This is a genomic window from Candidatus Dadabacteria bacterium (assembly GCA_009837205.1).
Classification (GTDB): domain Bacteria; phylum Desulfobacterota_D; class UBA1144; order Nemesobacterales; family Nemesobacteraceae; genus Nemesobacter.
Window position 1 is genome coordinate 1 of sequence record VXTZ01000019.1, and the last position, 20,813, is coordinate 20,813.

At 51.3% G+C, this 20,813-nt stretch carries 18 protein-coding genes; 8 read left to right on the forward strand and 10 right to left on the reverse strand.

Translation table 11 applies throughout. The features are described 5' to 3' along the window. Positions 1–62: 62 nt before the first annotated feature. Together F4Z13_04035 and F4Z13_04040 are read left to right on the forward strand one after the other, a co-directional pair. Positions 63–959, forward strand: a complete 897-nt coding sequence (locus F4Z13_04035; GenBank protein MXZ48410.1) for a carbon-nitrogen hydrolase — start codon at positions 63–65, stop codon at positions 957–959. A 2-nt stretch (positions 960–961) separates the two neighbouring features. Next, positions 962–2,017: an agmatine deiminase family protein gene (locus F4Z13_04040; protein MXZ48411.1), complete on the forward strand. Its 1,056-nt coding sequence runs from the start codon at positions 962–964 to the stop codon at positions 2,015–2,017. 24 nt (positions 2,018–2,041) lie between these two features. On the opposite strand, the gene F4Z13_04045 is transcribed toward F4Z13_04040, so the two are convergent. Further along, the gene (locus tag F4Z13_04045) at positions 2,042–2,671 is read right to left on the reverse strand and encodes a methylated-DNA--[protein]-cysteine S-methyltransferase (protein MXZ48412.1); all 630 of its coding nucleotides are present in this window, start codon (positions 2,669–2,671) and stop codon (positions 2,042–2,044) included. Positions 2,672–2,678: 7 nt separating this feature from the next. Beyond that, positions 2,679–3,893 carry an acyl-CoA dehydrogenase gene (locus tag F4Z13_04050; protein MXZ48413.1) on the reverse strand — a complete coding sequence of 405 codons (1,215 nt, stop codon included), beginning with the start codon at positions 3,891–3,893 and terminating at the stop codon, positions 2,679–2,681. Positions 3,894–4,074: 181 nt separating this feature from the next. Between F4Z13_04050 and F4Z13_04055 the strand changes: the two genes are divergently transcribed. Beyond that, positions 4,075–5,079, forward strand: a complete 1,005-nt coding sequence (locus tag F4Z13_04055; protein ID MXZ48414.1) for an LLM class flavin-dependent oxidoreductase — start codon at positions 4,075–4,077, stop codon at positions 5,077–5,079. Positions 5,080–5,144: 65 nt separating this feature from the next. Next, positions 5,145–5,990 carry an addiction module toxin RelE gene (locus F4Z13_04060; GenBank protein ID MXZ48415.1) on the forward strand — a complete coding sequence of 282 codons (846 nt, stop codon included), beginning with the start codon at positions 5,145–5,147 and terminating at the stop codon, positions 5,988–5,990. 6 nt (positions 5,991–5,996) lie between these two features. Here the strand turns inward: F4Z13_04060 and F4Z13_04065 are convergent, their stop codons facing one another. The 5 genes from F4Z13_04065 to F4Z13_04085 all read right to left on the reverse strand — a co-directional run bounded on the left by F4Z13_04065 (position 5,997) and on the right by F4Z13_04085 (position 10,193). Then, complete coding sequence (locus tag F4Z13_04065; protein MXZ48416.1) at positions 5,997–7,796, reverse strand: M3 family oligoendopeptidase; 1,800 nt, start codon at positions 7,794–7,796, stop codon at positions 5,997–5,999. A 39-nt stretch (positions 7,797–7,835) separates the two neighbouring features. Next, on the reverse strand, positions 7,836–8,381 hold the full coding sequence (hpt, locus tag F4Z13_04070; GenBank protein MXZ48417.1) for a hypoxanthine phosphoribosyltransferase: 546 nt from the start codon (positions 8,379–8,381) through the stop codon (positions 7,836–7,838). Further along, positions 8,371–8,781 (reverse strand): 2-amino-4-hydroxy-6-hydroxymethyldihydropteridine diphosphokinase, encoded by a 411-nt coding sequence (gene folK / locus F4Z13_04075; protein ID MXZ48418.1) that lies wholly within the window; start codon positions 8,779–8,781, stop codon positions 8,371–8,373. Before folK ends, hpt begins: the two co-directional genes overlap by 11 nt. Positions 8,782–8,986: 205 nt before the next feature. Continuing rightward, the gene (folB, locus tag F4Z13_04080) at positions 8,987–9,334 is read right to left on the reverse strand and encodes a dihydroneopterin aldolase (GenBank protein MXZ48419.1); all 348 of its coding nucleotides are present in this window, start codon (positions 9,332–9,334) and stop codon (positions 8,987–8,989) included. A 4-nt stretch (positions 9,335–9,338) separates the two neighbouring features. Continuing rightward, on the reverse strand, positions 9,339–10,193 hold the full coding sequence (locus F4Z13_04085) for an SDR family oxidoreductase (GenBank protein MXZ48420.1): 855 nt from the start codon (positions 10,191–10,193) through the stop codon (positions 9,339–9,341). A 32-nt stretch (positions 10,194–10,225) separates the two neighbouring features. On the opposite strand from F4Z13_04085, the gene tkt reads away from it, so the two are divergent. The 3 genes from tkt to F4Z13_04100 all read left to right on the forward strand — a co-directional run bounded on the left by tkt (position 10,226) and on the right by F4Z13_04100 (position 16,768). Further along, positions 10,226–12,256, forward strand: a complete 2,031-nt coding sequence (gene tkt, locus F4Z13_04090) for a transketolase (protein ID MXZ48421.1) — start codon at positions 10,226–10,228, stop codon at positions 12,254–12,256. Between the two features lie 4 nt (positions 12,257–12,260). Then, a complete protein-coding gene (locus F4Z13_04095; protein ID MXZ48422.1) occupies positions 12,261–13,976 on the forward strand; it encodes a hypothetical protein in 1,716 nt (571 codons plus the stop codon). Between the two features lie 236 nt (positions 13,977–14,212). After that, positions 14,213–16,768, forward strand: coding sequence for a hypothetical protein (locus tag F4Z13_04100; GenBank protein MXZ48423.1), 2,556 nt, complete (start codon positions 14,213–14,215; stop codon positions 16,766–16,768). 67 nt (positions 16,769–16,835) lie between these two features. On the opposite strand, the gene rpiA is transcribed toward F4Z13_04100, so the two are convergent. After that, positions 16,836–17,531, reverse strand: a complete 696-nt coding sequence (rpiA, locus tag F4Z13_04105) for a ribose-5-phosphate isomerase RpiA (protein ID MXZ48424.1) — start codon at positions 17,529–17,531, stop codon at positions 16,836–16,838. Positions 17,532–17,774: 243 nt separating this feature from the next. On the opposite strand from rpiA, the gene F4Z13_04110 reads away from it, so the two are divergent. Then, the gene (locus tag F4Z13_04110) at positions 17,775–18,209 is read left to right on the forward strand and encodes a CBS domain-containing protein (GenBank protein ID MXZ48425.1); all 435 of its coding nucleotides are present in this window, start codon (positions 17,775–17,777) and stop codon (positions 18,207–18,209) included. A gap of 14 nt (positions 18,210–18,223) precedes the next feature. On the opposite strand, the gene F4Z13_04115 is transcribed toward F4Z13_04110, so the two are convergent. Both F4Z13_04115 and F4Z13_04120 read right to left on the reverse strand, forming a co-directional pair. Then, positions 18,224–20,350 (reverse strand): nitrite reductase, encoded by a 2,127-nt coding sequence (locus F4Z13_04115; protein ID MXZ48426.1) that lies wholly within the window; start codon positions 20,348–20,350, stop codon positions 18,224–18,226. Positions 20,351–20,423: 73 nt separating this feature from the next. Continuing rightward, positions 20,424–20,810 (reverse strand): DUF4186 domain-containing protein, encoded by a 387-nt coding sequence (locus F4Z13_04120; GenBank protein ID MXZ48427.1) that lies wholly within the window; start codon positions 20,808–20,810, stop codon positions 20,424–20,426. Positions 20,811–20,813 lie beyond the last annotated feature (3 nt).

Genomic DNA, 20,813 nt, shown 5'->3' on the forward strand with positions numbered 1-20,813 from the left:
GTCATAGACAGAAGCCGTTCCATCTTCTTTTATTCTCCGCCTTTGGGAGTTATCGTATTCGCATGAACAGCTTTAAAATCGCCCTTGTTCAGAACCGGGTGCACAAAGACAAAGACGAAAACCTGAAAAAAGCCATATTAAACGTAGAGAAAGCTTCTGCGCTCGGAGCGAACATAGTCTGTCTTCCCGAGCTTTTTCTCACCAGGTACTTCTGTCAATCTGAGGACACAGGCTGTTTTGATCTCGCCGAACCCATCCCCGGACCCACAACGGACAGATTCTGCGGGGAAGCGGAAAAAAGAGGAGTTTTCATCGTGTGCCCGCTTTTTGAGAAAAGGGCGTCCGGCGTGTATCACAACTCCCTTGTCCTTATCGATCCCTCGGGAGAGATTTCCGGCATTTACAGAAAGATGCACATACCGGATGACCCGGGCTATTTCGAGAAGTTCTACTTTGCTCCCGGAGACACGGGGTTTTCCTGTTTTGAAACCGCTTTTGCGAAGATAGGCACACTTATTTGCTGGGACCAGTGGTATCCCGAAGCGGCACGCATAGTATCGCTCAAGGGGGCGGACATTATCTTCTACCCGACCGCCATAGGGTGGCGCACGGACGAGGATGAACACTCGAAAAATACCCAGCTTGAGGCATGGAAAACTGTTCAGCGCGCCCACGCGGTCTCAAATGGAATCTATGTCGCAGCCGTGAACAGGGTGGGCTTCGAGGAATCGGGAGAAACCGGTGAAGGAATAAATTTCTGGGGAAATTCCTTTGTGTGTGACCCCCAGGGAACGGTGATCTGCGAGGCTTCCGGCGAGAGAGACGAGATCATACTGGCCGACATCGACCTTAGGAAGCTTGAGGAGACCAGAAGGAACTGGCCCTTTCTTCGGGACCGAAGAATTGACTCCTACTCCGAGCTTCGGCAAAGATTTATCGACAATGATTCCGGTACCTGAAATTGAGTGATTCTTCAGCGGTTCGTTACAGACTTCCAGCTGAATGGGAACCTCACGACGCCACCTGGCTTGTGTGGCCGCAGAACGTAAGCGATTGGCCGGGAAAATTCTCGGGGATCGAGAGGGTATACCGCGAGATCGTAAGCCACCTGTCAGAATCAGAGAAGGTGAGAATAATAGTTGACCCCGGAGGAACACAGAAGCGGGCCGAGGGGTTTCTCAGGGAAGAATCAACTGATCTTGGCAACGTGGAGTTCTACGAGTGCTCCACGGACAGATCCTGGATACGGGATTCCGGCCCCTTCTTCGCAAGAGACGGTTCCGGGGGGCTGAGCGTGCTTGATTTCGGGTTTAACGGATGGGCCAAGTACCCGGACTGGGAAAATGACGACATGATTCCAGGGTTCGTGGCCAAGACCCTTCGTCTTGACTCAGAAACCCCTGCATGTGTTGGAAAGAAAATCATTCTTGAGGGCGGAAGCATTGACGTAAACGGAGAGGGCTCCCTGATAACAACTAGGCAGTGTCTTCTGAGTACCGAGAAACAGGTAAGGAATCCTTCTTTCGGGAAAAACGACTACAAGGCGGTGTTCTCTGAGTATTTCGGCGCAACGAACGTTCTCTGGCTTAACGAAGGCATAGAGGGAGATGATACAAACGGCCACGTTGACGATATATGCAGGTTTACGGGTCCCAGCACGGTTGTCTTATGCCTTGAGAACAGCTCCCGGGACCCGAATTACCGCCCGCTTCGCGAAAACCTTGAGATACTCCAGGGCCTAGAGCTTGAGGATGGGGGAAAGATTGAAATCGTCCCCCTCCCGATGCCATCGCCGCTTTTTTTCGACGGAGAAAGACTTCCGGCAACTTATGCTAATTTCTACGTCTCAAACGAAAAAATTCTCGTCCCCGTCTATAACGATCCGAAAGACCGTGAGGCGCTCGGCGTACTGTCGGAACTTTTTCCCGCAAGACATGTGGTTGGAATTGACTGCATCGACCTTGTGTGGGGATTCGGAGCTATCCACTGCATGACAAAGGAAGAGCCTCTTCGCTGACCGTGCAAACTCAGACCGAGTTAATCACCGCGAGACCAGGTTAACCCCTTCGTACTCAAGAATCGCCCTTTTCACGTCAAGCCCCCAGCGGTAGCCGTGAAGATCCCCCGCCTTCCCTATAATACGGTGGCAAGGCACCAGATAAGCAATCGGATTTCCCGCCACGGCATTTGAGACGGCCCTTACGGCAGTAGGCACTCCTGCCGACTCCGCGAGTTCTGAATAGGACAAGGTCTCACCCTCCCGGACCTGCATCAGCTTTTCCCATACCTTGAGCTGAAACCGTGTTCCTAGGAGCAGTATCTCCGGAGGCCGTCTTCCCGGGGAAAACAGCAATTTCCGCAATACCTCGGCCGTCTTTTCGTCATCCCTTCGGTTCTTCGGGTTCGGCCATACCTTCCTGAATTCTTCCAAGTGGGTTTTAGGATCGGTGCGGAAAAAACTCATATGACATATAACTTCTTCGCAGATTCCGATAAGACATTTTCCAAACGGGCTACCGTGAATTCCGTAGATAAGGCGCATCCCGGACCTGGCTTCTTTCTTTTTCCCGGAAGAAATCTCTTTTGTGTTAACCACAATATCCCGCCATAAGTGATTCGGGAAGCTTTCCAAGACTTCATTATCGTGGGTTTTCACATTCATCGACTGCAAAACAAAACTACCTCTTTCCGAAAATCGATCTCGCTATTATCATCTTGTGTATCTCGTTTGTGCCTTCGTATATCTCCCCGACCTTGGAATCTCTGTAGATCTCCTCGACCTTGTAGGTGGAAGAGTCATGGGCAAGTTCCACCATAAGCCCGAGACCCCCGAATATCTGAACGGCGTCGCGGGCCATGGTAACGCTTATCTCCGAGCCGTAGTACTTGGCGGCGGATGTCTCGAAAGTCGGGAAAGGATCCCTGTTGTCAAGGCAGATCGCGGCCTTCAAATACAGGTTCCTAGCGTTTTCTATCTCAACGGCCCTCTGCGCCAGCAAAAACTGCCAGTACTGAAAATCGGCTATCTTTTTTCCGAAAGCCTCCCTCTCGTTCATGAACTCCACGCATTCATCGAACGCCGACTGCGCCATCCCCACCCCACTTGCCCCGATTCCCGTTCTTCCGTAAAGAAGGGAATTAACGGCGACCCGAAGGCCCTCTCCTTCCTTCCCTATTAGGTTTTCCCGGGGCACCTCCACATCCTTAAGATATATGTCGTAGGTAAGTTCTCCCCTGTTTCCGAGTTTTTTATCCGGGGCGCTCACAGAACAGCCCGGCGAATCAAGATCAACCACTATCATTATGGATTTGTCCCCCGCTGAGGCTAGCAGAGTAACGAAATCAGCCACCCCGGCGTTGGTTATATAGCGCTTGCGGCCGTTTACAATGTATTTTTTACCCTTCTTGCGGGCTTTCGTTACAAGAGACTCGGTCCTTACGTCAGAACCCGACTGGGGCTCCGTCATCGCAAATGACGCCACCGAGGTTCCATCAAGAGCCGCAGCGAGATATTTTTCCTTTATGTGAGGGGACCCCATAGCCAAGGTTTTTCCGGAAAGCAAAAAGTGGGCATTTATCGTTCCCGCGACGCTCGCGCTTATGTAGGCGAGTTCCTCCGCCATAACCGCTACTGCGCACGCCGGGTAGGAAAGACCCAGTCCCCCGTCCTTTTTTGAATACGGAATCCGGAAAAACCCCTCTGCGGCCATTTTCCTGAAAAGGTCACGGGGAAAATTCTCGTTTTTCTCGCTTTTCTCTCCTATGTCCCTAGCAATCGGAAGAACCTCTTTTTCGGCAAAATCCCTTACTTTCTTCCTGATTTCTCTCGTCTCCTCGGGAAAAAGATGCTCCTTGTAGAGCTTTGTCTGCATTCTTTGGGGTAACTTGCGCATTCCGCTAACTCCCGTAGTTAAAGATTGTACTTCTGCAAAGACAGGCTGGCATATGTCTTCCAAATAGTTTAACCAACTTATCAGATGAACGTTAAAAACATCTCAGGAGAACCGAGATCCGGAAGCAAAAATAAGAACCCTAGGTGCTTCCCGCTTCTCACTATCCTTGCTCTCAAGTAAAATGAATCTGAGCAAATCCGCACTTGGGAGGAACCAGTTGTCTCTTACCGGAATTGTCGTACCGTACTGGGCCGACGTAAAAAAAGATGATCTCACCTATTTTTCGAAACTGGCAGAAGACTTAGGCTACCACTCCATCTGGGTTCCCGAAATGTGGGGACGGGACGCATTTTCCTTAATATCCCACATGGCTTCGGTCACAGAAAGGATAAATCTGGCCACCGGTATCATCTCCGTTTACAGCAGGTCTCCGGCACTCATAGCGCAGACGGCGGCCACCGTGGATGAGTACTGCGGGGAAAGATTCATCCTTGGACTCGGGATAAGCAGCGTTTACCTCAACGAATACTGGCACGGCACGAAATTCGAGCGGCCCCTGAGACGGACACTTGAGTGCGTCGAGATAATAAGGACGACACTTGCAGGAAAGAGAGTCGACTATGAGGGGGAGATTTTCAGGCTTAAAAACTTCAGGCTTCTTTTTAAGCCCCGACGAAGCGAGATCCCCATATATATCGCATCCATGGGACCGAAAAACATCGAGCTTACCTCCCAGGTCGCTGACGGCTGGATTCCCTATCTCTGCCCCGTGGGCCTTATTAACGAAAGAAAAAAGGTGCTCGCTTCCAGCGGAAGAAAAATAACCGTGGCCCCGTTTATTCCGGCGATGGTTTCCGAGGACCGAAGCGAATCAAGAGAAATCGTAAGGGAATTCGTGGCCCTTTATGTATGCTCCATGGGAGATTATTACAATAAGCTCGTAAGCAGCTATGGATTCGGGGAAGAAGCGGACAGGGCGAGAAAACTCTGGCGGGAAAACAGAGCGGAGGCTATAAAAAGCATAAGCGACGAACTGCTTGATCTTGTTTCCGTAAGCGGTTCCCCGGAGGAGGGAAGAGCAAAGCTCGCGGAGTTCGCCGAGAGCTCCGATCTCCCCATTCTCATGTTTCCCTACAACGCTTCAAGAGAGCAGACAGCTTTTGCAATGAAGGCGCTTGCCTCTTGAGAGAACAGTCCGGGCTTAAGGGTCAGGTCTTGACATAATTTCCTGTCTTCATTATAATCCCTTCTATGGCAAGGCCGCTAAGACCGGAATACGCAGGGGCCGTCTATTACGTCTCCTCAGTCGGGAACAGAGGGCAGAGCGTCTTTCAGAACTCAGCCGACGGCAACACTTGGATAGAAGTCCTCGAGGGGGTATGCGGAAGGTTCGGATGCCTCTGCTTTGGCTACTGTCTCATGTCCGACGGGTACCATCTGGTCATTGAGACCCCAAAGCCCAACCTCTCAAAAGCCATAAGACAGCTAAACGGCGTTTACACTCAGCGTTCAAACAGGCTGCACGATACAGACGGTCATGTTTTCCGGGGAAGATATAAATCCATAGCTGTCCAGAGGGAGAAATATCTTCTACCCCTTATGGCCCATATCTTTCTTCTCCCCCTTCGAGCCGGGTTCGTACAACATCCCAACCAGTTCAAATGGAGCAGTTGCAGGTACCTTTACGGAAAGGATGAAGCGCCAGGATACATAGACCTCGAGTGGTTCTCAGAAGGATTCTCTTCGGATATAAACGCTTTTGATGAGTTTCTCGAAGAGAATAGTTCGCGCGACGTGATCTCGGAAGCCCGAAAGCAGGTATATCTCGGCGATGATGGATTCATAGAGCTTGTGCAGGAAAAAACGAAGAGGGATTCGCGGTCAAAAGATATTCCCAAGTATCAGCTCACAAAACCCCTACCGGGCATGATAGACGGCTTCATGCGAAGCGGACACTCAAGAGAGGAAGCGATAGCTAAAACCTACCTTACGGGGGACTACACACTGAGAGAAGTTGCCGACGCGGTCTCAGTTCACTACTCGGTTGTGAGCAAGATCGTAAGCGAATACGAGAAAACCTCTTCTCTTTCTCGGTAAAAATCCTCAGTCGACTCCGGACTGCTCTGCGAGTTCCTCAACCTCGTCCACCATCGCACCTATCACGTCAAGTCCCGTCTGCCAGAAACCGGGGTTGTTTATATCTACCCCCACTCCAGAGAGGAGCTCTGCGGGCGAGGCGCTTCCCCCGGACCGAAGAAGCTCCATGTAATCGGGCACAAAAGACCTTCCCCGCTCCAAGAACATTCCGTAAAGAGCTAGGGTGAGCAGCTCACCGAATGAATATGCGTAGCAGTAAAAGGGAGAGTGTATGAAATGGGGGATGTAAAGCCACCAGTAAGCGTAGTTTTCGGTCAGGGTAACAGAATCTCCAAACATCTCACGGTTAGCCTCGATCCAGAGTTCGCTTATTCTCGGGGTCGTAAGCTCCCCCTGATCTCTTCTTTCGCTGTGCAGGTTCTGCTCGAACCTTGTAAGTACCGCCTGTCTGAAGACCGTGGCCATTATATCCTCGAGTTTTTCCGCTACCAGAACCAGCCTGCCTTCCCTTCGCGTTTCTTCCTCCTTGAGGCGGTGAAACACGAGCATTTCCGCAAAGACGCTTGCGGTCTCAGCAGTGGTAAGAGGCGTGTGGGCCTGAAAATAACCCTGTCGTCTCGAAAGATACTGGTGCACGCCGTGGCCAAGCTCGTGAGCCAGAATCATCACGTCTCTCGGTTTCCCGGTGTAGTTCATAAAAACATAGGGGTGTACGCCGGGAACCGTACCGTGGCTGAAAGCGCCTCCTCTTTTCCCGTCCCGAAGCTCGGCGTCTATCCAGTTTTTCTCGAAAAACGAAGACGCGGTCTTTTTCATCTCGGATGAGAATTCACCGAACGAAGAAAGCACGATTTCCTCTGCCTTGTCCCATGGAACCTGCTCCCTCTCCGAACCCAGGGGAGCGTAGCGGTCGTAGTCGTAGAATCTTCGGTACCCGAGAAGTTTTCCCTTGAGTCCATAGTAGCGTTTTACGAATCCGAAGCTTTGCTCGCACGATTCAAGCAGGGCTTCCACGGCACTGTGGGATATCTCGTTGCTAAGGTGACGCGCCGACATGGGATCCTCGTAGCTCCTAAGCCTGTCGTTTATTGAGTGGTCGTTTACAAGAGTGTTGAATATGTAGGTAAGTACATGGGAGTTCTCTTTAAGCCCCCTTGTGAGACCGGACCAGGCTGCCTTTCTTTTCCTTCTGTCCGGGTCGTAAAGAAGCGAGAGGGTCCGGGACTGGTTCAGCCTTTCGGTCTTGCCCGAGAGCCTCACACGAAACTGGATATTGTTCACGACCTCGTCAAAAAGTCTTGAAAACGCCTTCTGCCCGGTGTTTGACTTCTCCTGAAGTATCTTTTCCTCGGCCTCTGAGAGAGTGTGGTTTCTGTACTGTCTTTCCTGCTCGAGAAAATGCCTGTATTCCGAAAGTTCCGGGTTATTAAGAAGTTTCTTCGCTCTTTTCTTCGGAACCGAAACCCATTCAACGTAAAAGAAAATGAGCTTTTTCTGAACTTCCGTCGCCTTCTGCTGCATTGACGAACGAAAGGCGCCGTTTTTGGGGTCCCGGGTGTCGGCTGCAAAAACAAGGTGAGCGAAGGAAAGTATCTTTCCGATTCTTTCCGACAAGCGCTCAAGCTCCTTCACCGCTCCCGCGAGCTTCCCAGCGGTAAGTGAAGGAGACTTTATCTTCCCCCTGTACTTCTTTTCAAATCTGCTCGCACGCGCCGATATCCTCTCGAAATCCTTCTCCACGCGTGGGTCGGAAATTCCTCCGTAAAGGTCCGAGAGATCCCAACTTATGCCTTCTGCTTTCGCCATGTCCGTCTCCGTAGCTCCTTGTCGGGAGCAAAAATTAAGTTATTCCCGAAGCAGGTATATATCCTCAAGCGATCTTCCCTTTTCCATGTAGTCCATTCCGTAGCCTACGAGGAACCCTTCATCCACTTGGAAACCCGTGTAATCAGGCTCTGGATCCATCGCGCCCTTTCCTCTTTTGTCTATGAGTGCGCATATCCGAAGCGAACCCGGGTTTTTAGACTCTATGTGCTGCAGGATAAACTTCGCCGTCTCCGAAGTGTCAATTATATCTTCAATTATTATAACGTCCCTGCCCTCCACTTCGCATTCAATATCCCTTAAGAGCTTGAGGCGTCTAGGCCGCGTTCCCTCTCTGTAACTTGAAACCCTGAGAAACTGCCTTTCGACCATTACGGTTACCCGCACCAGAAGATCTTCAAAGAAAGGACGCGCTCCTTTAAGAACGCAGACCGCGACGGGAGTTTTTCCCTCGTAGTCCCCCGAAATTTGCTCGGCGAGCCTCGAAACGGCGGTTTTTATATCGTCTTTTAAGAGAAATTTTTTAAGCGCGACACCTTCTAGGATTTCAGTTTCTTCAGACAGCACCTCGCCCCTCCTTCAAAGTTTTTTCAAGTTCAGGACAAAGTTCGATCACGGAGCGGCGAAGAAACCCCCGCTCGTAAACGTCGGGATCGACAATCTCTCCGTTCCACACGAGTATATCCAGGTCCATTTTTCTCGGGCCGTAGCGATCCTCCCCGACACCTCTCCCGAGGGAAACCTCTACTCCCTTGAGCAGGGTTTTCAGTTGCTTGCAGCCAAGACGGGTTTCTATCAGCAAGGAACCGTTTAGAAAATCCTGCTGCTCACGGGATCCTATGGGCTTGGTTCTCACGAACTTCGATTCTCCGAGAACCCTGAGTTTCTCCCCGAGCATTCGTTTGGCGACGCTTACGTTTCTCTCGGCGTCTATGTTTGAACCGACCCCGATAATAACCGTATTCATACCCTGATACCTTCTCCTTGCGCCGACAAAACGGTCTCCAGACCACAAAACCAAATTTCACTCAGCCACCTAAGCCGGCATCCGCGCCTAATCGGAACCGTATTTTACATCTAGCCTGCTGAATGTTAAGTATGGTTTAAAAAACCGCGGAAAAGTCTTCCGCGTTGCGTCTCCGAGAAAACCGGCAAGACGGCACCTGTCCTGCTTACCTTTCCCTCGCTTCGGTCACAGAAACGGAATCAGCAAAACGGAGCGCCCCGGGCTTCTCCACCTTCACCGACGCCCACCTCACCGCCGGATCCTCAAAAACTATATCGCATATACCTCCGGCGACTCTCTCAAGCAGGTTAAAATCGTTTGTCTCCACAAAGCTTATGATCTTTTTGTTTATGGCCTTGTAGTCCAAAGTATCATCTATGTCGTCGCTCTCGGCGGCCTTGCGTCCGTCAAAATCGATGGTGACGTTTATGATCAGGTCCTGGCGGTTCTCCTTCTCCCAGTCATAAACCCCTATTATAGTACGAAGCCTCAGGTTTTCGATCTTTATTATCATCTGATCAGGTAAGACTCATGCCTCCGTCAACGAAAAGACACTCTCCGGTGACGTAATTATTCTCCAAAAGATAGTTAAACGCGTTAATTATATCCTCAACAGAGCCTGGACGCTTCATCGGAGCTCCCCGCGCCATCTTGTGAAGATAGTCATCCCCGAACCCCGGGGGAGCGAGAACGGCCCCTGGGCACACGGCGTTTACCCGAAAATCGGGAGCGAGTTCCCTTGCAAGCATTTTCGTCAAGTGATAAAGGCATTTCTTGCTCAGGTTGTAGCAAAAATGCTCAACGGGATTTTTTCTGATTCTCGTGTCAAGGAAATTAACGATAAGCCCCCCGCTTGCCTCAGTGGAAAAAGACTGGGAGAGGAAAAAAGGTGCCTTGAAGTTTATAGCCATATCGGTTTCAAGAAATTCGGGGGTCATGTCACGGAATCCGACGTTCTCGAAAATTGAGGCGTTGTTAACAAGAACACACAGCCCCCCGAAACTTTCCATGACTCTCGGGATAAGCTCCTTTGCGTCATCAGGTGATGAAAGGTCGCACCTGAAAAGCTCGCATTCGACGCCGGTCCCGAGAATAAGTTCCCTTGTAGCCAGGGCCTCTTTTTCGGAGGAATTGTAGTGAAGGGCGAGATAGTAGCCCTTCCGGGCGAGATTCAGGGATATCTCCTTTCCTATTCTCACCGCCCCGCCTGTAACCAAAGCTGCCTTTTTCATTTCACACGGGAAACAACGGTTTTCATGTAGCACACGCTGCAAAAACCGCCTCTGGGTATATATTGATATATTATTCCCATTGTTTATTATAAGTAAATTTAAAAACGGCCCGCGAAAGCGAAACCCCGGCCGTCGTTTCATATGAATCCGACGCGCGCTGCCGCGGATCTTTAATGTTTGCGTACGGATTTCTCCCCGAGGATGAAGAATTGGAGAACCTTGTAATCAACTGTATAAGAACGCTCGCGATGGACGCCGTGGAAAAAGCGAAGTCCGGCCATCCGGGAACCCCGATGGCTCTCGCTCCCACGGCTTTCGTACTTTTCGACAAGTTCTTAAGGCACAATCCCAAGAACCCGAGTTGGCCCAACCGCGACCGCTTCATCCTTTCCGCCGGTCACGCTTCCATGCTTCTCTACGCCGCCCTTTACGTAAACGGATACGACATCCCGATTGACGAGATAAAGAAATTCCGAAGCCTCCACAGCCGCTGTCCCGGTCACCCCGAAGTGGGAATCACGGCTGGAGTCGAGACCACTACAGGGCCTCTGGGGCAGGGAGTATCGAATTCGGTTGGAATGGCCATAGCAAGCAAATGGCTTTCGGAGCACTTTAACCGTCCCGGCTACGACATAATAAATCATCATGTGTATTCAATCTGCAGCGACGGGGACATGATGGAAGGAATTTCCTCAGAAGCCGCATCCATAGCAGGACATCTGGGGCTCGGAAACCTGATCTGGATATACGACAGCAACAGCATAACTATCGAGGGCAGCACCTCGCTTGCGTATTCCGAGGACACGGAAATGCGGTTTGGTTCCTACAACTGGCACGTGGAGAAAGTCTCGGATGCAAACAATCTTGAGGAAATTGAAAAAGCCCTAGATCGCGCACGATCCGAAACCAAAAGGCCTTCCATTGTAATATTGAAAAGCCAAATAGCCTACGGAAGCCCCAACAAGCAGAACACGTGTGAGGCCCACGGATCGCCACTTGGGGAGGAGGAAGTCAGACTGGCGAAGGAATTTTACGGATGGGACGCCCCGGGAAACTTTCACGTTCCCGAAGAGATTCTCTCCTACATGAAAGAAGCAGTCGCCAGAGGAAACGATGCCGAAGCGGCCTGGAAGGAGAATTTCAGGAAGTATTCAAACGAATATCCGGAACTTGCTCACGACTTTGAGATGCTTGATAAAAGGAAGCTGCCTGAAGGATGGGACAGCGACATCCCGTCTTTTCCCTATCCCGCAGATCCGGTTGCTACCCGTTCCGCGAACTCAAGCATAATTAACTCCATAGGGGAAAAAGTGCCATGGTTCATGGGCGGCGCCGCGGATGTAGGCTCCTCAACTAAAACCTATATTAAGTGTACAACGAGCTTTTCCGCCGAGGACCGCGAGGGAAGAAACTTTCATTTCGGAGTCAGGGAACATTCAATGGCCGCGATAGCAAGCGGCATGTGTCTCAGCGGACTCAGGGCATACGCCTCGACCTACTTTGTGTTTGCCGACTACATGAAACCCTCGATAAGACTTGCAGCCCTGATGAAACTTCCCGTAATCTACATTTTCACTCATGACAGCATAGGAGTTGGCGAGGACGGACCCACTCATCAACCCATAGAGCATCTGGCGGCCCTCAGAGTCACACCCAATATCGATGTCATCCGTCCCTGCGACGCAAACGAGCTTGCGATTCTTTGGAAACACGTGATGGGGCTTTCTGACCGTCCCGCCGCATTCGTTCTCACAAGACAGAACGTTCCGATAATAGACAGGGACCGCTACGCCGCGGCCGATGGAGCCCTCGCGGGGGGTTATGTACTTGCGGACTCAGACGGCACACCTGACATCATACTGATATCCACGGGTTCTGAGGTTCACATCTGTCTCGAAGTTTATGAAAAGCTGCGCGAGATGGAGAAAAATCCGAGAGTTGTGAGTCTCCCGTGCTGGAGTCTTTTCGAAGCTCAGTCCCAGAAGTACAAAGACAGCGTCCTGCCGCCTTCTGTAGGCACGAGGCTAAGTGTCGAGGCCGGAGCAACGTTCGGATGGGAAAAATTCACGGGATCGGGCCCCGCTGCCAAGGTCTACGGAATAGACTGCTTTGGAGAGTCCGCGCCATACCAAGACGTGATGAACAACTTCGGTTTTAACGCGGACACCATCCTAAAGGAATGCCTCAAGCTGCTTGGTAACTAGTACCGTGTCCACTGAAAACAAAGCCGGTTCGGAGTCACCAAACTACACCGAATACGCGGGCGATTACGGAAGCATAATCCAATCCCAACTCCTCGAACTTGAGAAAAACCGCTTTGCCGAAAGATTCTTCGAATACGATCATCTGCTCTGGGCAGATAATCCTTCCGAGATCACGAATCGCCTCGGTTGGGTCCATCTTCCAAAGCAGATGCTCGCGGTAATAAATGAAATAGACAACTTCTCAGAATCGATAAGGAAAAAAGGGTTTACCGAAGTTGTTGTTTTAGGCATGGGGGGCTCAAGTCTCTCCTCCGAGGTGTTCAGAAATATATTCACCCTCCGCGACGGCTTTTTGCGCCTCACTCTTCTTGACACTACGGACCCCGATTTCATTCTTAAGACCCGGGAGAGCGTAGACCTTCTTAGAACTCTCTTCGTAGTCTCCTCAAAATCAGGTTCGACCGTGGAAACCGTTTCCCTCATGAAATACTTTTACGGCGAACTCGAGAGAAAAACCGGGGCCCCGGGAGAACATTTCATCTGCATAACGGATCCTGGCTCAGAACTGATCAAAACGGCTGACAAACATGGTTTTAGCAGGGTGTTCATCAACGATCCGAACGTCGGCGGGAGGTTCAGCGCGCTTTCCTACTTCGGCCTCGTTCCCGCATCTCTTGCGGGAGTCGATATACGCAAGATACTTCAATCGGCCTTTTCCGTGCTGCTTGAACTTGAAAACTCAGTCGGAGGAAAATGCCACGAGAGTCCCTCCTTTCGTCTGGGGACATTTCTCGGGGTCATGGCCGAGCAGGGAAGAGACAAGATGGGCTTTATCTTTTCCGAAAAGCTTTTTCCTTTCGGCTGCTGGGTGGAACAACTGATCGCCGAAAGCACCGGGAAAAACGGAACGGGCATCCTTCCACTGCTTGACGAAGAGGTCCCGGACTGCCCACGGCCGGGAGACGACAGGGCATACATTCTCCTTTCCCTGAGGGAGGACGGAACTGTGGATACGGCCGCCTCGCGCATCAGGAACTCCAAGATTCCCTTCGTGAAAATAGTAGTTGACAGTCCCGACCAGATAGCCGCGGAACTCTTCCGCTTCGAGTTTGCCGTGGCGCTTGCCGGAAGCATAATGGGAATAAATCCCTTTGACCAGCCCGACGTCGAATCCGCGAAGGCCTTCGCAAGAAGTTTTCTCGGACTCTACAGGGAAACGGGCGAACTTGAGCCAGAAGAGCCCGATTTTTCCAGAAACGGTCTTGCTTTCTCAAGTAACAGGAACATAGAATCCCCGGAGCAGCTAAAAGATATCATCTCTTCAAAGAAAAAAGGGTACGTATCGATTCAGGCTTACGTAGACCCCGCAGAAGAAAATTCAAAAGAGCTTCTTTCCCTTCGCGCACAGATTGAAAGCATATCACCCGTACCCGTAACCTTGGGGTTCGGCCCGAGATTCCTTCACTCAACAGGTCAGCTTCACAAAGGAGACTCGGGAGAAGGATTCTTCATTCAAATCGTAAGCGATAATGAAAACGATCTGCCCATACCTGATGACGTCGGTTCTGCGGAATCGGCATTCTCTTTCCAAGTACTCAAAACAGCCCAGGCCACCGGAGACTTCAGGTCTCTTGACGAAACGGGAAGGGGGATTGCAAGAATCAGGATACCGTCTGACATCCCGCAAGGCGTACGGAAAATCGCCCGGATTTTCGCCTGACCCGTCCCACGCGCGGCCGAAAAGACGCAGGGGTCTGCGGCAGAAACAACAGCAAGTCAAGCAATCCGCCTGCACAGGGCACTTTATCAGGTTGAAATTATTGCTCCAAAATGGGATAATCACATTTATGTCGTTGGGATTCAGGTTGCAAAGCCAAGCTGATTCTAGGTGGCGGGTTCGACCTGAAGACTAACGTGAGGTAACTATCTATGTAAAACACGCAAAGGGGGTTGAAGATGAGTGCTGTACTCTTACGAAAACCGGGAAGTTCCATTAATTCCAGTGCCGTTATAAAGATACAAAATCCGGTCTTCTTTCTCTGCATGTTGGCACTGCTTGTCTTCTTTTCCCACGCGGGTCCGCTTCAGGCCCATGAAATCCCTGGTATCCCGAGCCGCGCAGGCACAGAAGACAACCACAGCCCCGACAGCATAACAGCAAAAGACGTCAGAGCCGGGAACATGGAAGACATGAAAGCCTTCATGCTGCACGCAATGGCTCACATGGAGCAGCTAATAGACTACAACACCGGCCTCGCGCCCTTTCTGCAGCTCATTGAAGAGGAGGGAGGTGACTGGCGCAAAGACAGCATATATATCTTCCGGACGAGCAAAGATGGTGTAATACAGCAACCCCACCCCTATTATCCTCCCGCCCAAGGCGGAATCCTGTCACACAAAAATCCCGTTATGAAAGGGCTCATGGACGAGTTACAAGAAAAAGAAGATGGAGTGGCTTGTCGCAATTACACTTTCAGGAATGAAGAGAGAGCGGCATGTGCCGTTAAATTTAACCTGCACCTCGACAGTCTTTCGTTTCCGCTTCCGACCATCCTGGTCGGCGGGCTTCACCATAATTTCTCAGATGTGTCCTTTTCCAATCTGAAATGCCCTCATTATGTTCCCGAAACAAGCGCCGTCGACGTGGTGGACAGGGATACGCTCAAGAAGTTTGTAGACGAGTTCGCTCAATTCTATGTTGAGTGGCGGGAAAGGGTAGGCCTGCTTGAGCTTATCAACTCGGTGAGTTGTTTCAGGGTCTTGCCATGGAAAAACGATTCCATCTACCTTTTCGCAATGGCTGCAAATAACCGGTTAGTTGTTCTAAACGGCAACACGCCCAGCCTTGAGAACAAAAGCCTGAATGTTGAAGACGACAACGGAACCAATGTCGGGGATCTGCTGGTAGAAGCCGTAAAGGATTTGCCGCATTTACCTTCCGGCGAAGGAGCGTTTGTTGAGTATCTCTGGGACGACCCGACTACGCCTGATGACGATATACGCGACGCCGAAGGAAATCTGATACCCGGCAGGGCTCCCGGCAATTCTCCCAAGATAACCTATGTCACGTCGATTCCGTCAACCGATGGGCAGGGTCAGATCATCTGGGGTTCCGGCATCTATCCCGAAACAGGTGACGACAATGGCTGCGCTATCGCGGAAGGAGCGGACGCACCCGGAAGCGTCCTGCTCAACTTCTTCATGACAGTTCTGTTTTTGCTCCCTGCGGTTTTCCTTAAAAAACGCTCAGGAATAAAGAAAGCCTTTGCGCAAAGCGGACCGGCGGCCTTCGTTGTCTGTGCGTTGGCGACACTTGTTTTTCTCTCGGGTCCCGACACAGCTGTGGCCCATGAGGGCGAACACAACCATAGCATAATTGCCGGAGGTGTAGATGCTTCGGACCAGGATGATATGCTCGAATTCGTTCTGCACGCGAAAGTTCACTGGGAAGCCATAGACGATCCGAACGAAAACATAAGATTCGAGAAAAGCCTGACCGTTGACGGAGGGGACTGGAAAAACGGCACCATATACCTCATGGTGATAGATGAAGACGGAACGATCTATACTCACGCGCACGACCCTGAGGCGCAGAACGGAACCTTGAATGCTACGGAACTCATAGCAAAAGCCGATGAAGGCGGTTGCGTTGATTATGTCCTGAACGGCGAAAACAGGGTGGCCTGTGCCGTCAAGTTTGAGCATCCGGTCTGGAAAAGCGAGCTCATACTCATCGGCGGGCTTCACCATGAGTCTGGTGACGTAAGTTTTTACAACATAAGATGTCCTTATTTCATAAGTGAGATCATTGATGAAGAACCCTATTTCAAGCAGGGGATAACTGCCAACAAGGTTACAGACAGCGACACGCTGAAGAATTTTGTGAAAGAATTCAAAAAGCATTTCACGGAGCAGGTAGAACAAGCCGGGCAGACTCCCGCCAGTCTGGCTTCTGTGCGCAACTGCTGGAGAGCGCTTCCGTGGAAACACGGGGCCGTATACCTGTTTGTGATGACGGAGAGCGACCAGCTTGTGTTTTTTAACGGGAATTCCCCGGCGCTTGAAAACGGGACTCTTGATGTTGTGGACGACAACGGATGTAATGTAGGCGACGAAGTGGTAAGGGTAGTGAATAATGAGCCGAGGCAGTGCAGGGACCTGGGGCTGCTGCCCGGGGATGCAGAGGGTTTTGTTGAGTACCTTTGGGATGATCCGACTGATTCCGCTCCTGCTCTCCCGGGAGAAGGCACAGCCCCGGGTGATGTGCCGAAGCTTAGCTACGTGGAACGGGTAAGTTTCCCCGGGTTTCTCGGTGGCCAGCCACTTATAGTCGGTTCCGGATATCATCCTGGAACAAGCAACGACGATGGAGGGTGTGCGGTCGCCGCAACTTCCGCCAGGGGGGGAGCTTTGTTTAACTCGCTTCTTATAGTTTCCGTGTTGTTCTCCGCGGCTTTGTGGAAAAGACGCCCAATGGGAAAACAGACTGTATCCGACTCTCGGGAACGCTAGTCTTTACCTGAAATTTTGTACATAACTGCGGTCTGCATTTTCAAAGCCGAGAAGTATTTAATCCAGTTTATTCGCCCGGGATAAAATGTTTCACCCCTCGCGAAAACCCTATTACTACATCAGTTGCGGTTCCCACAAAAATGCCATGCTCAATTATTCCCGCTCTCTCCGACAGCCGGTTCGCAAAACAGGACGGGTCTTCAATCTCTCCGCAACTCCAGTCAACTATAAAGTTGCGCTGGTCAGTCAGGAAAGGAGAACCGTCTTGTGCAAGTCGCAGTTCCGTTTCTCCGCCGAGTGTCTCAAGGTAGTTTTTTTCAGCTTCAAGGGCAAATTGAAGCACTTCTACGGGAACGGGGAAATGGGTGCCAAGACGCTGAGAGAGCTTTGATTCGTCTGCGACGACTATGTTTCTCCTGCTGTTTTGGGCAAGCACCTTCTCCCTGAGAAGCGCTCCTCCTCCCCCCTTTATAAGGTTGAAATCGGAGTCGATTTCATCCGCTCCGTCAATGGTCACGTCAATCATCTTCCCCATATCGAGTTCAACAAGATCAAGACCCAGAGACTCTGCAAAACTCCTTGTTCTTTCGGAACTTGGAACGCAGGATATGCCCGAAAGCCGGCCGTCTCTTGCACGCCTTGAGAGCTCTTTGATGGCAAACTCCGCAGTCGACCCGGTGCCGAGTCCGACAAGCATGCCCGCACGCACGAAGTCAACGGCTTTTACGCCCGCGGCTTTTTTAAGTTCTTCGGTCTTGTCCATTTCGAAAAAGAATCAGTAAAGTCATTCCGCATACCCGGACAATTAACACAGATATAATATTATACGAGCAATTCCCAAAGAGATGAAATATCCTGAAGGCAGCCGCGGAAAGCAAGTGCCAGTTCCCGATATCCTGAGCCCGCTTCGCCGCCCCCACCTTCGGGACATATGCCGTTTGTTTTGCCGCGAAAAACTTATATACTTGATAACAGGGGTCGCGAAACGTAAGAGACAGAGTGCATCATGGAAAATCTAAGACACATACTTAAACACAAGGGCTCAAGCGTGTGGTCGATAGGGCCGGACGAGACGGTGTACAGCGCTCTCCAGATGATGGCGGAAAAGGAGATAGGCGCTCTGCTCGTGCTTGAGGGGGAAAAGGTCGTCGGAATATTCTCCGAGCGAGACTACGCGAGGAAGGTTATTCTTCAGGGAAGATCTTCTGCGAACACGAAAATAAGCGAACTCATGATCAGAGATGTGATCTACGGTTCGCCCGACGACCCGATTCAGGAAAGCATGGCCGTTATGACGGCGAACAAGATAAGACACCTTCCGGTAATAGAGGACGGCAAGCTTTGCGGGATGGTGACAAGCGGCGACATCATAAACCACATTATCTCCCGTCAGAAATTCGAGATCGAGGCGCTCAAGAAATATATAACCGGAGGTTATTGAGTCTTTTCCGGCCCCTACGCAATCAGTTGCTCCTGAACCCTCTCGCAGTCGGAGTGAAAACTCTTGGCAATTTCAAGGAACTCTATGGCTTTTGACGCTGACGCCTCTCCATTCCTATATTCGCCCAGCCTGCTCGAGACGTCAAACCATTTCTCATCGGTTTCCCCGGTTCTCACGATAAGGTTCTCAAACTCCCAGATCGTCTGCTCCGGAGTGAACGGGTCGACAAGCTTGGTGTAGAGAGGTACATGGGCACTCTCGGAACACGCAAGGTAAAGCTCGTTTATGCATGCCTCGTAGTCGCCGTGCAGGAAAAGGGCCTGGGCCCGCTCAAGACGCCTTTCTGCGTCTGAGAAAACCGGGATCTTCTCCTCGACGGTAACCCCCGCGCACTCTCCTCTCACTCCCTGCTGAACGGCAAATTTCTTCTCTTCGTGTCCCCAGTCGGTGTAAAAATCGGGATCATCCTCGTACGAGGGAATCTCGTTGAACTCGGAGACCGCTTCCTTGATGTACTTGGCGCCGAGCCTTTTCATCGTGAGGTCAAAATGCTCGCCATCCTCTTTTTCCCTCTCGTATACCTCAAGCAGTCTCTGGACAACCTTGGGAGCGTTTCTGGTCGGAATCTTGGTGACTGGCATAGCAAGGCGCGAGTCGTCTCCGTATAATCCTCCGCCGAGGAAAAGCATTTCGGCAGGAACGCTTCTACCTTCTCTGGTTATGGACGCCCCCTGGAACCCTATGCTGGCCGAAACATGCTGAGCGCAAGCGTTGGGGCAACCGGATATCTTGATCCTGAGATCCCCAAGAGTCTCCTTGTATTTTCCAAGACCGTTATCCATCATGCTGGTAAGCTTCGTCGCAAGGCCCTTGGCCGAAGTGATACCCAGACGGCAGGTATCGGCACCCGGGCAGGCGGTTACATCTTCGAAAGTGTCCGCGCCCGAATCAGAAATGCCCGCCTCTTTAAGGTCGGCATAAAGCGAGGGGATGGACTGATCGGGAACCCATCTAACCACGAAATTCTGCTGAATAGTTATCCGTATGGAACCGTCTGCATGGGTGTCTATCATGTCCGCAAGCGCTCTTGCGGTATCGGCCGGAACGTCTCCCAGAAGCACTCTCACGTTAACGATTGAATATCCCTCGACCCCCGCCGGGGAAACGTTTTTTCGCCGCCACTCCGCAAAATCCGGGTCATCCTCCACCCAGCCAGGAGCGTCCGGAAGGTCGTGTCCGTTCGGCTTGGGAGTTTCGTGCTCCCAGTCAATTGCCTCAAGATAGTCGTTCCACGAAGGATCGACCTCAAGCGAAGTCCTTTCCTGCTCGACTACCTCTCTGAACTTCTCAAAGCCAAGTTTCCTCACAAGAAACTTCATTCTGGCTTTCATCCTAACCTTTCTCTCGCCGTACCTGTCAAAGATCCTGACCACCGAAGCCGAAAAAGGTATCATCTCCTCAACCGGCATGAACTCCGTCCAGAGATGTCCGAGCGAAGGCGAAGCGCCGAGCCCCCCGCCGACGTAGACCTGAAAGCCGTGCTTTCCATCCTCTTCCCTTACCCTGGCGCGAAAACCCAGATCATGGATGCGGATTCCCGCGTTGTCTATATCCGGATTACTCTCAAAGCAGACCTTGAATTTCCTTCCCATGTTCTGGCATATGGGATTTCGGAGCATAAACTGCTTAAACGCCTCCGCGTAAGGAGTCACGTCAAAGGTTTCCGTAGGTGAAGCCCCGGTTATCGGGGAAGCCGTGACGTTCCTTATTGTGTTGCCGCAGGCTTCACGGGTTGTGATCCCCGCACTTGCAAGATCCCTCATCATGTCGGGAACCGTTTCAAGGTTGACGTAGTAAAGCTGAGCGTCCTGGCGGGTCGTAAGGTGAAAGAAGCCACTTGCGTACTTGTCCGAAACGTCTGCAAGTTTTCTCAGTTGAGCAGAACTCAGTTTCCCGCAGGGAATCTTTATCCTCTGCATCTGGACTCCTTCCTGGCGCTGTGCGTACACCCCCAGCTGGAGTCTTATCTTCTGGAATTTCACCTCGCTTATCTTCCCGTTCATGTAGTCGGAGACCTGCTGTTCGAACTCGTCGATCTCACCCGCTACAAGTTTGGGCAGAGTTGGCGCTTCTTCATCCATGGTTTCTAGCTCCGTAACATAAAATCTTTTATATCTCCCGATATTCTAACATAAAACAATTTTTTTTTGGAAATCACTCCTGCGGACCGCTCTGAGCCGAAAGCCACATCTCAATTACCAGGAGAATATAATCAATTTCCTGTTCCGTAAGCTTCCTTTTCTTAGGGATGCCGTGCCACTTTAGTAGGCAGCTCCGACAACATGTGGCTGTGGCATGCTGGGCGCGAAACACGGGATGTCCGCCCCATGGAGTCTGCTTCCCGTCGTTAGGGGGCAAAGCGGGGGCAAGCCTTTTTTCAAGAAAATCCCTTCCGTGCGAAAGCACTTCGGGGAGCCCTTTTTGCCTGAGATAAGATGTCTCCTTGGCATTCAGCCTGACCCCAGAACGGAACCGGGATCCGTTTAGTCTTCTGAAAACATTCTCCAGCCGTTCCTTTTCGCCGTTTTTCGCTCTATACATGTA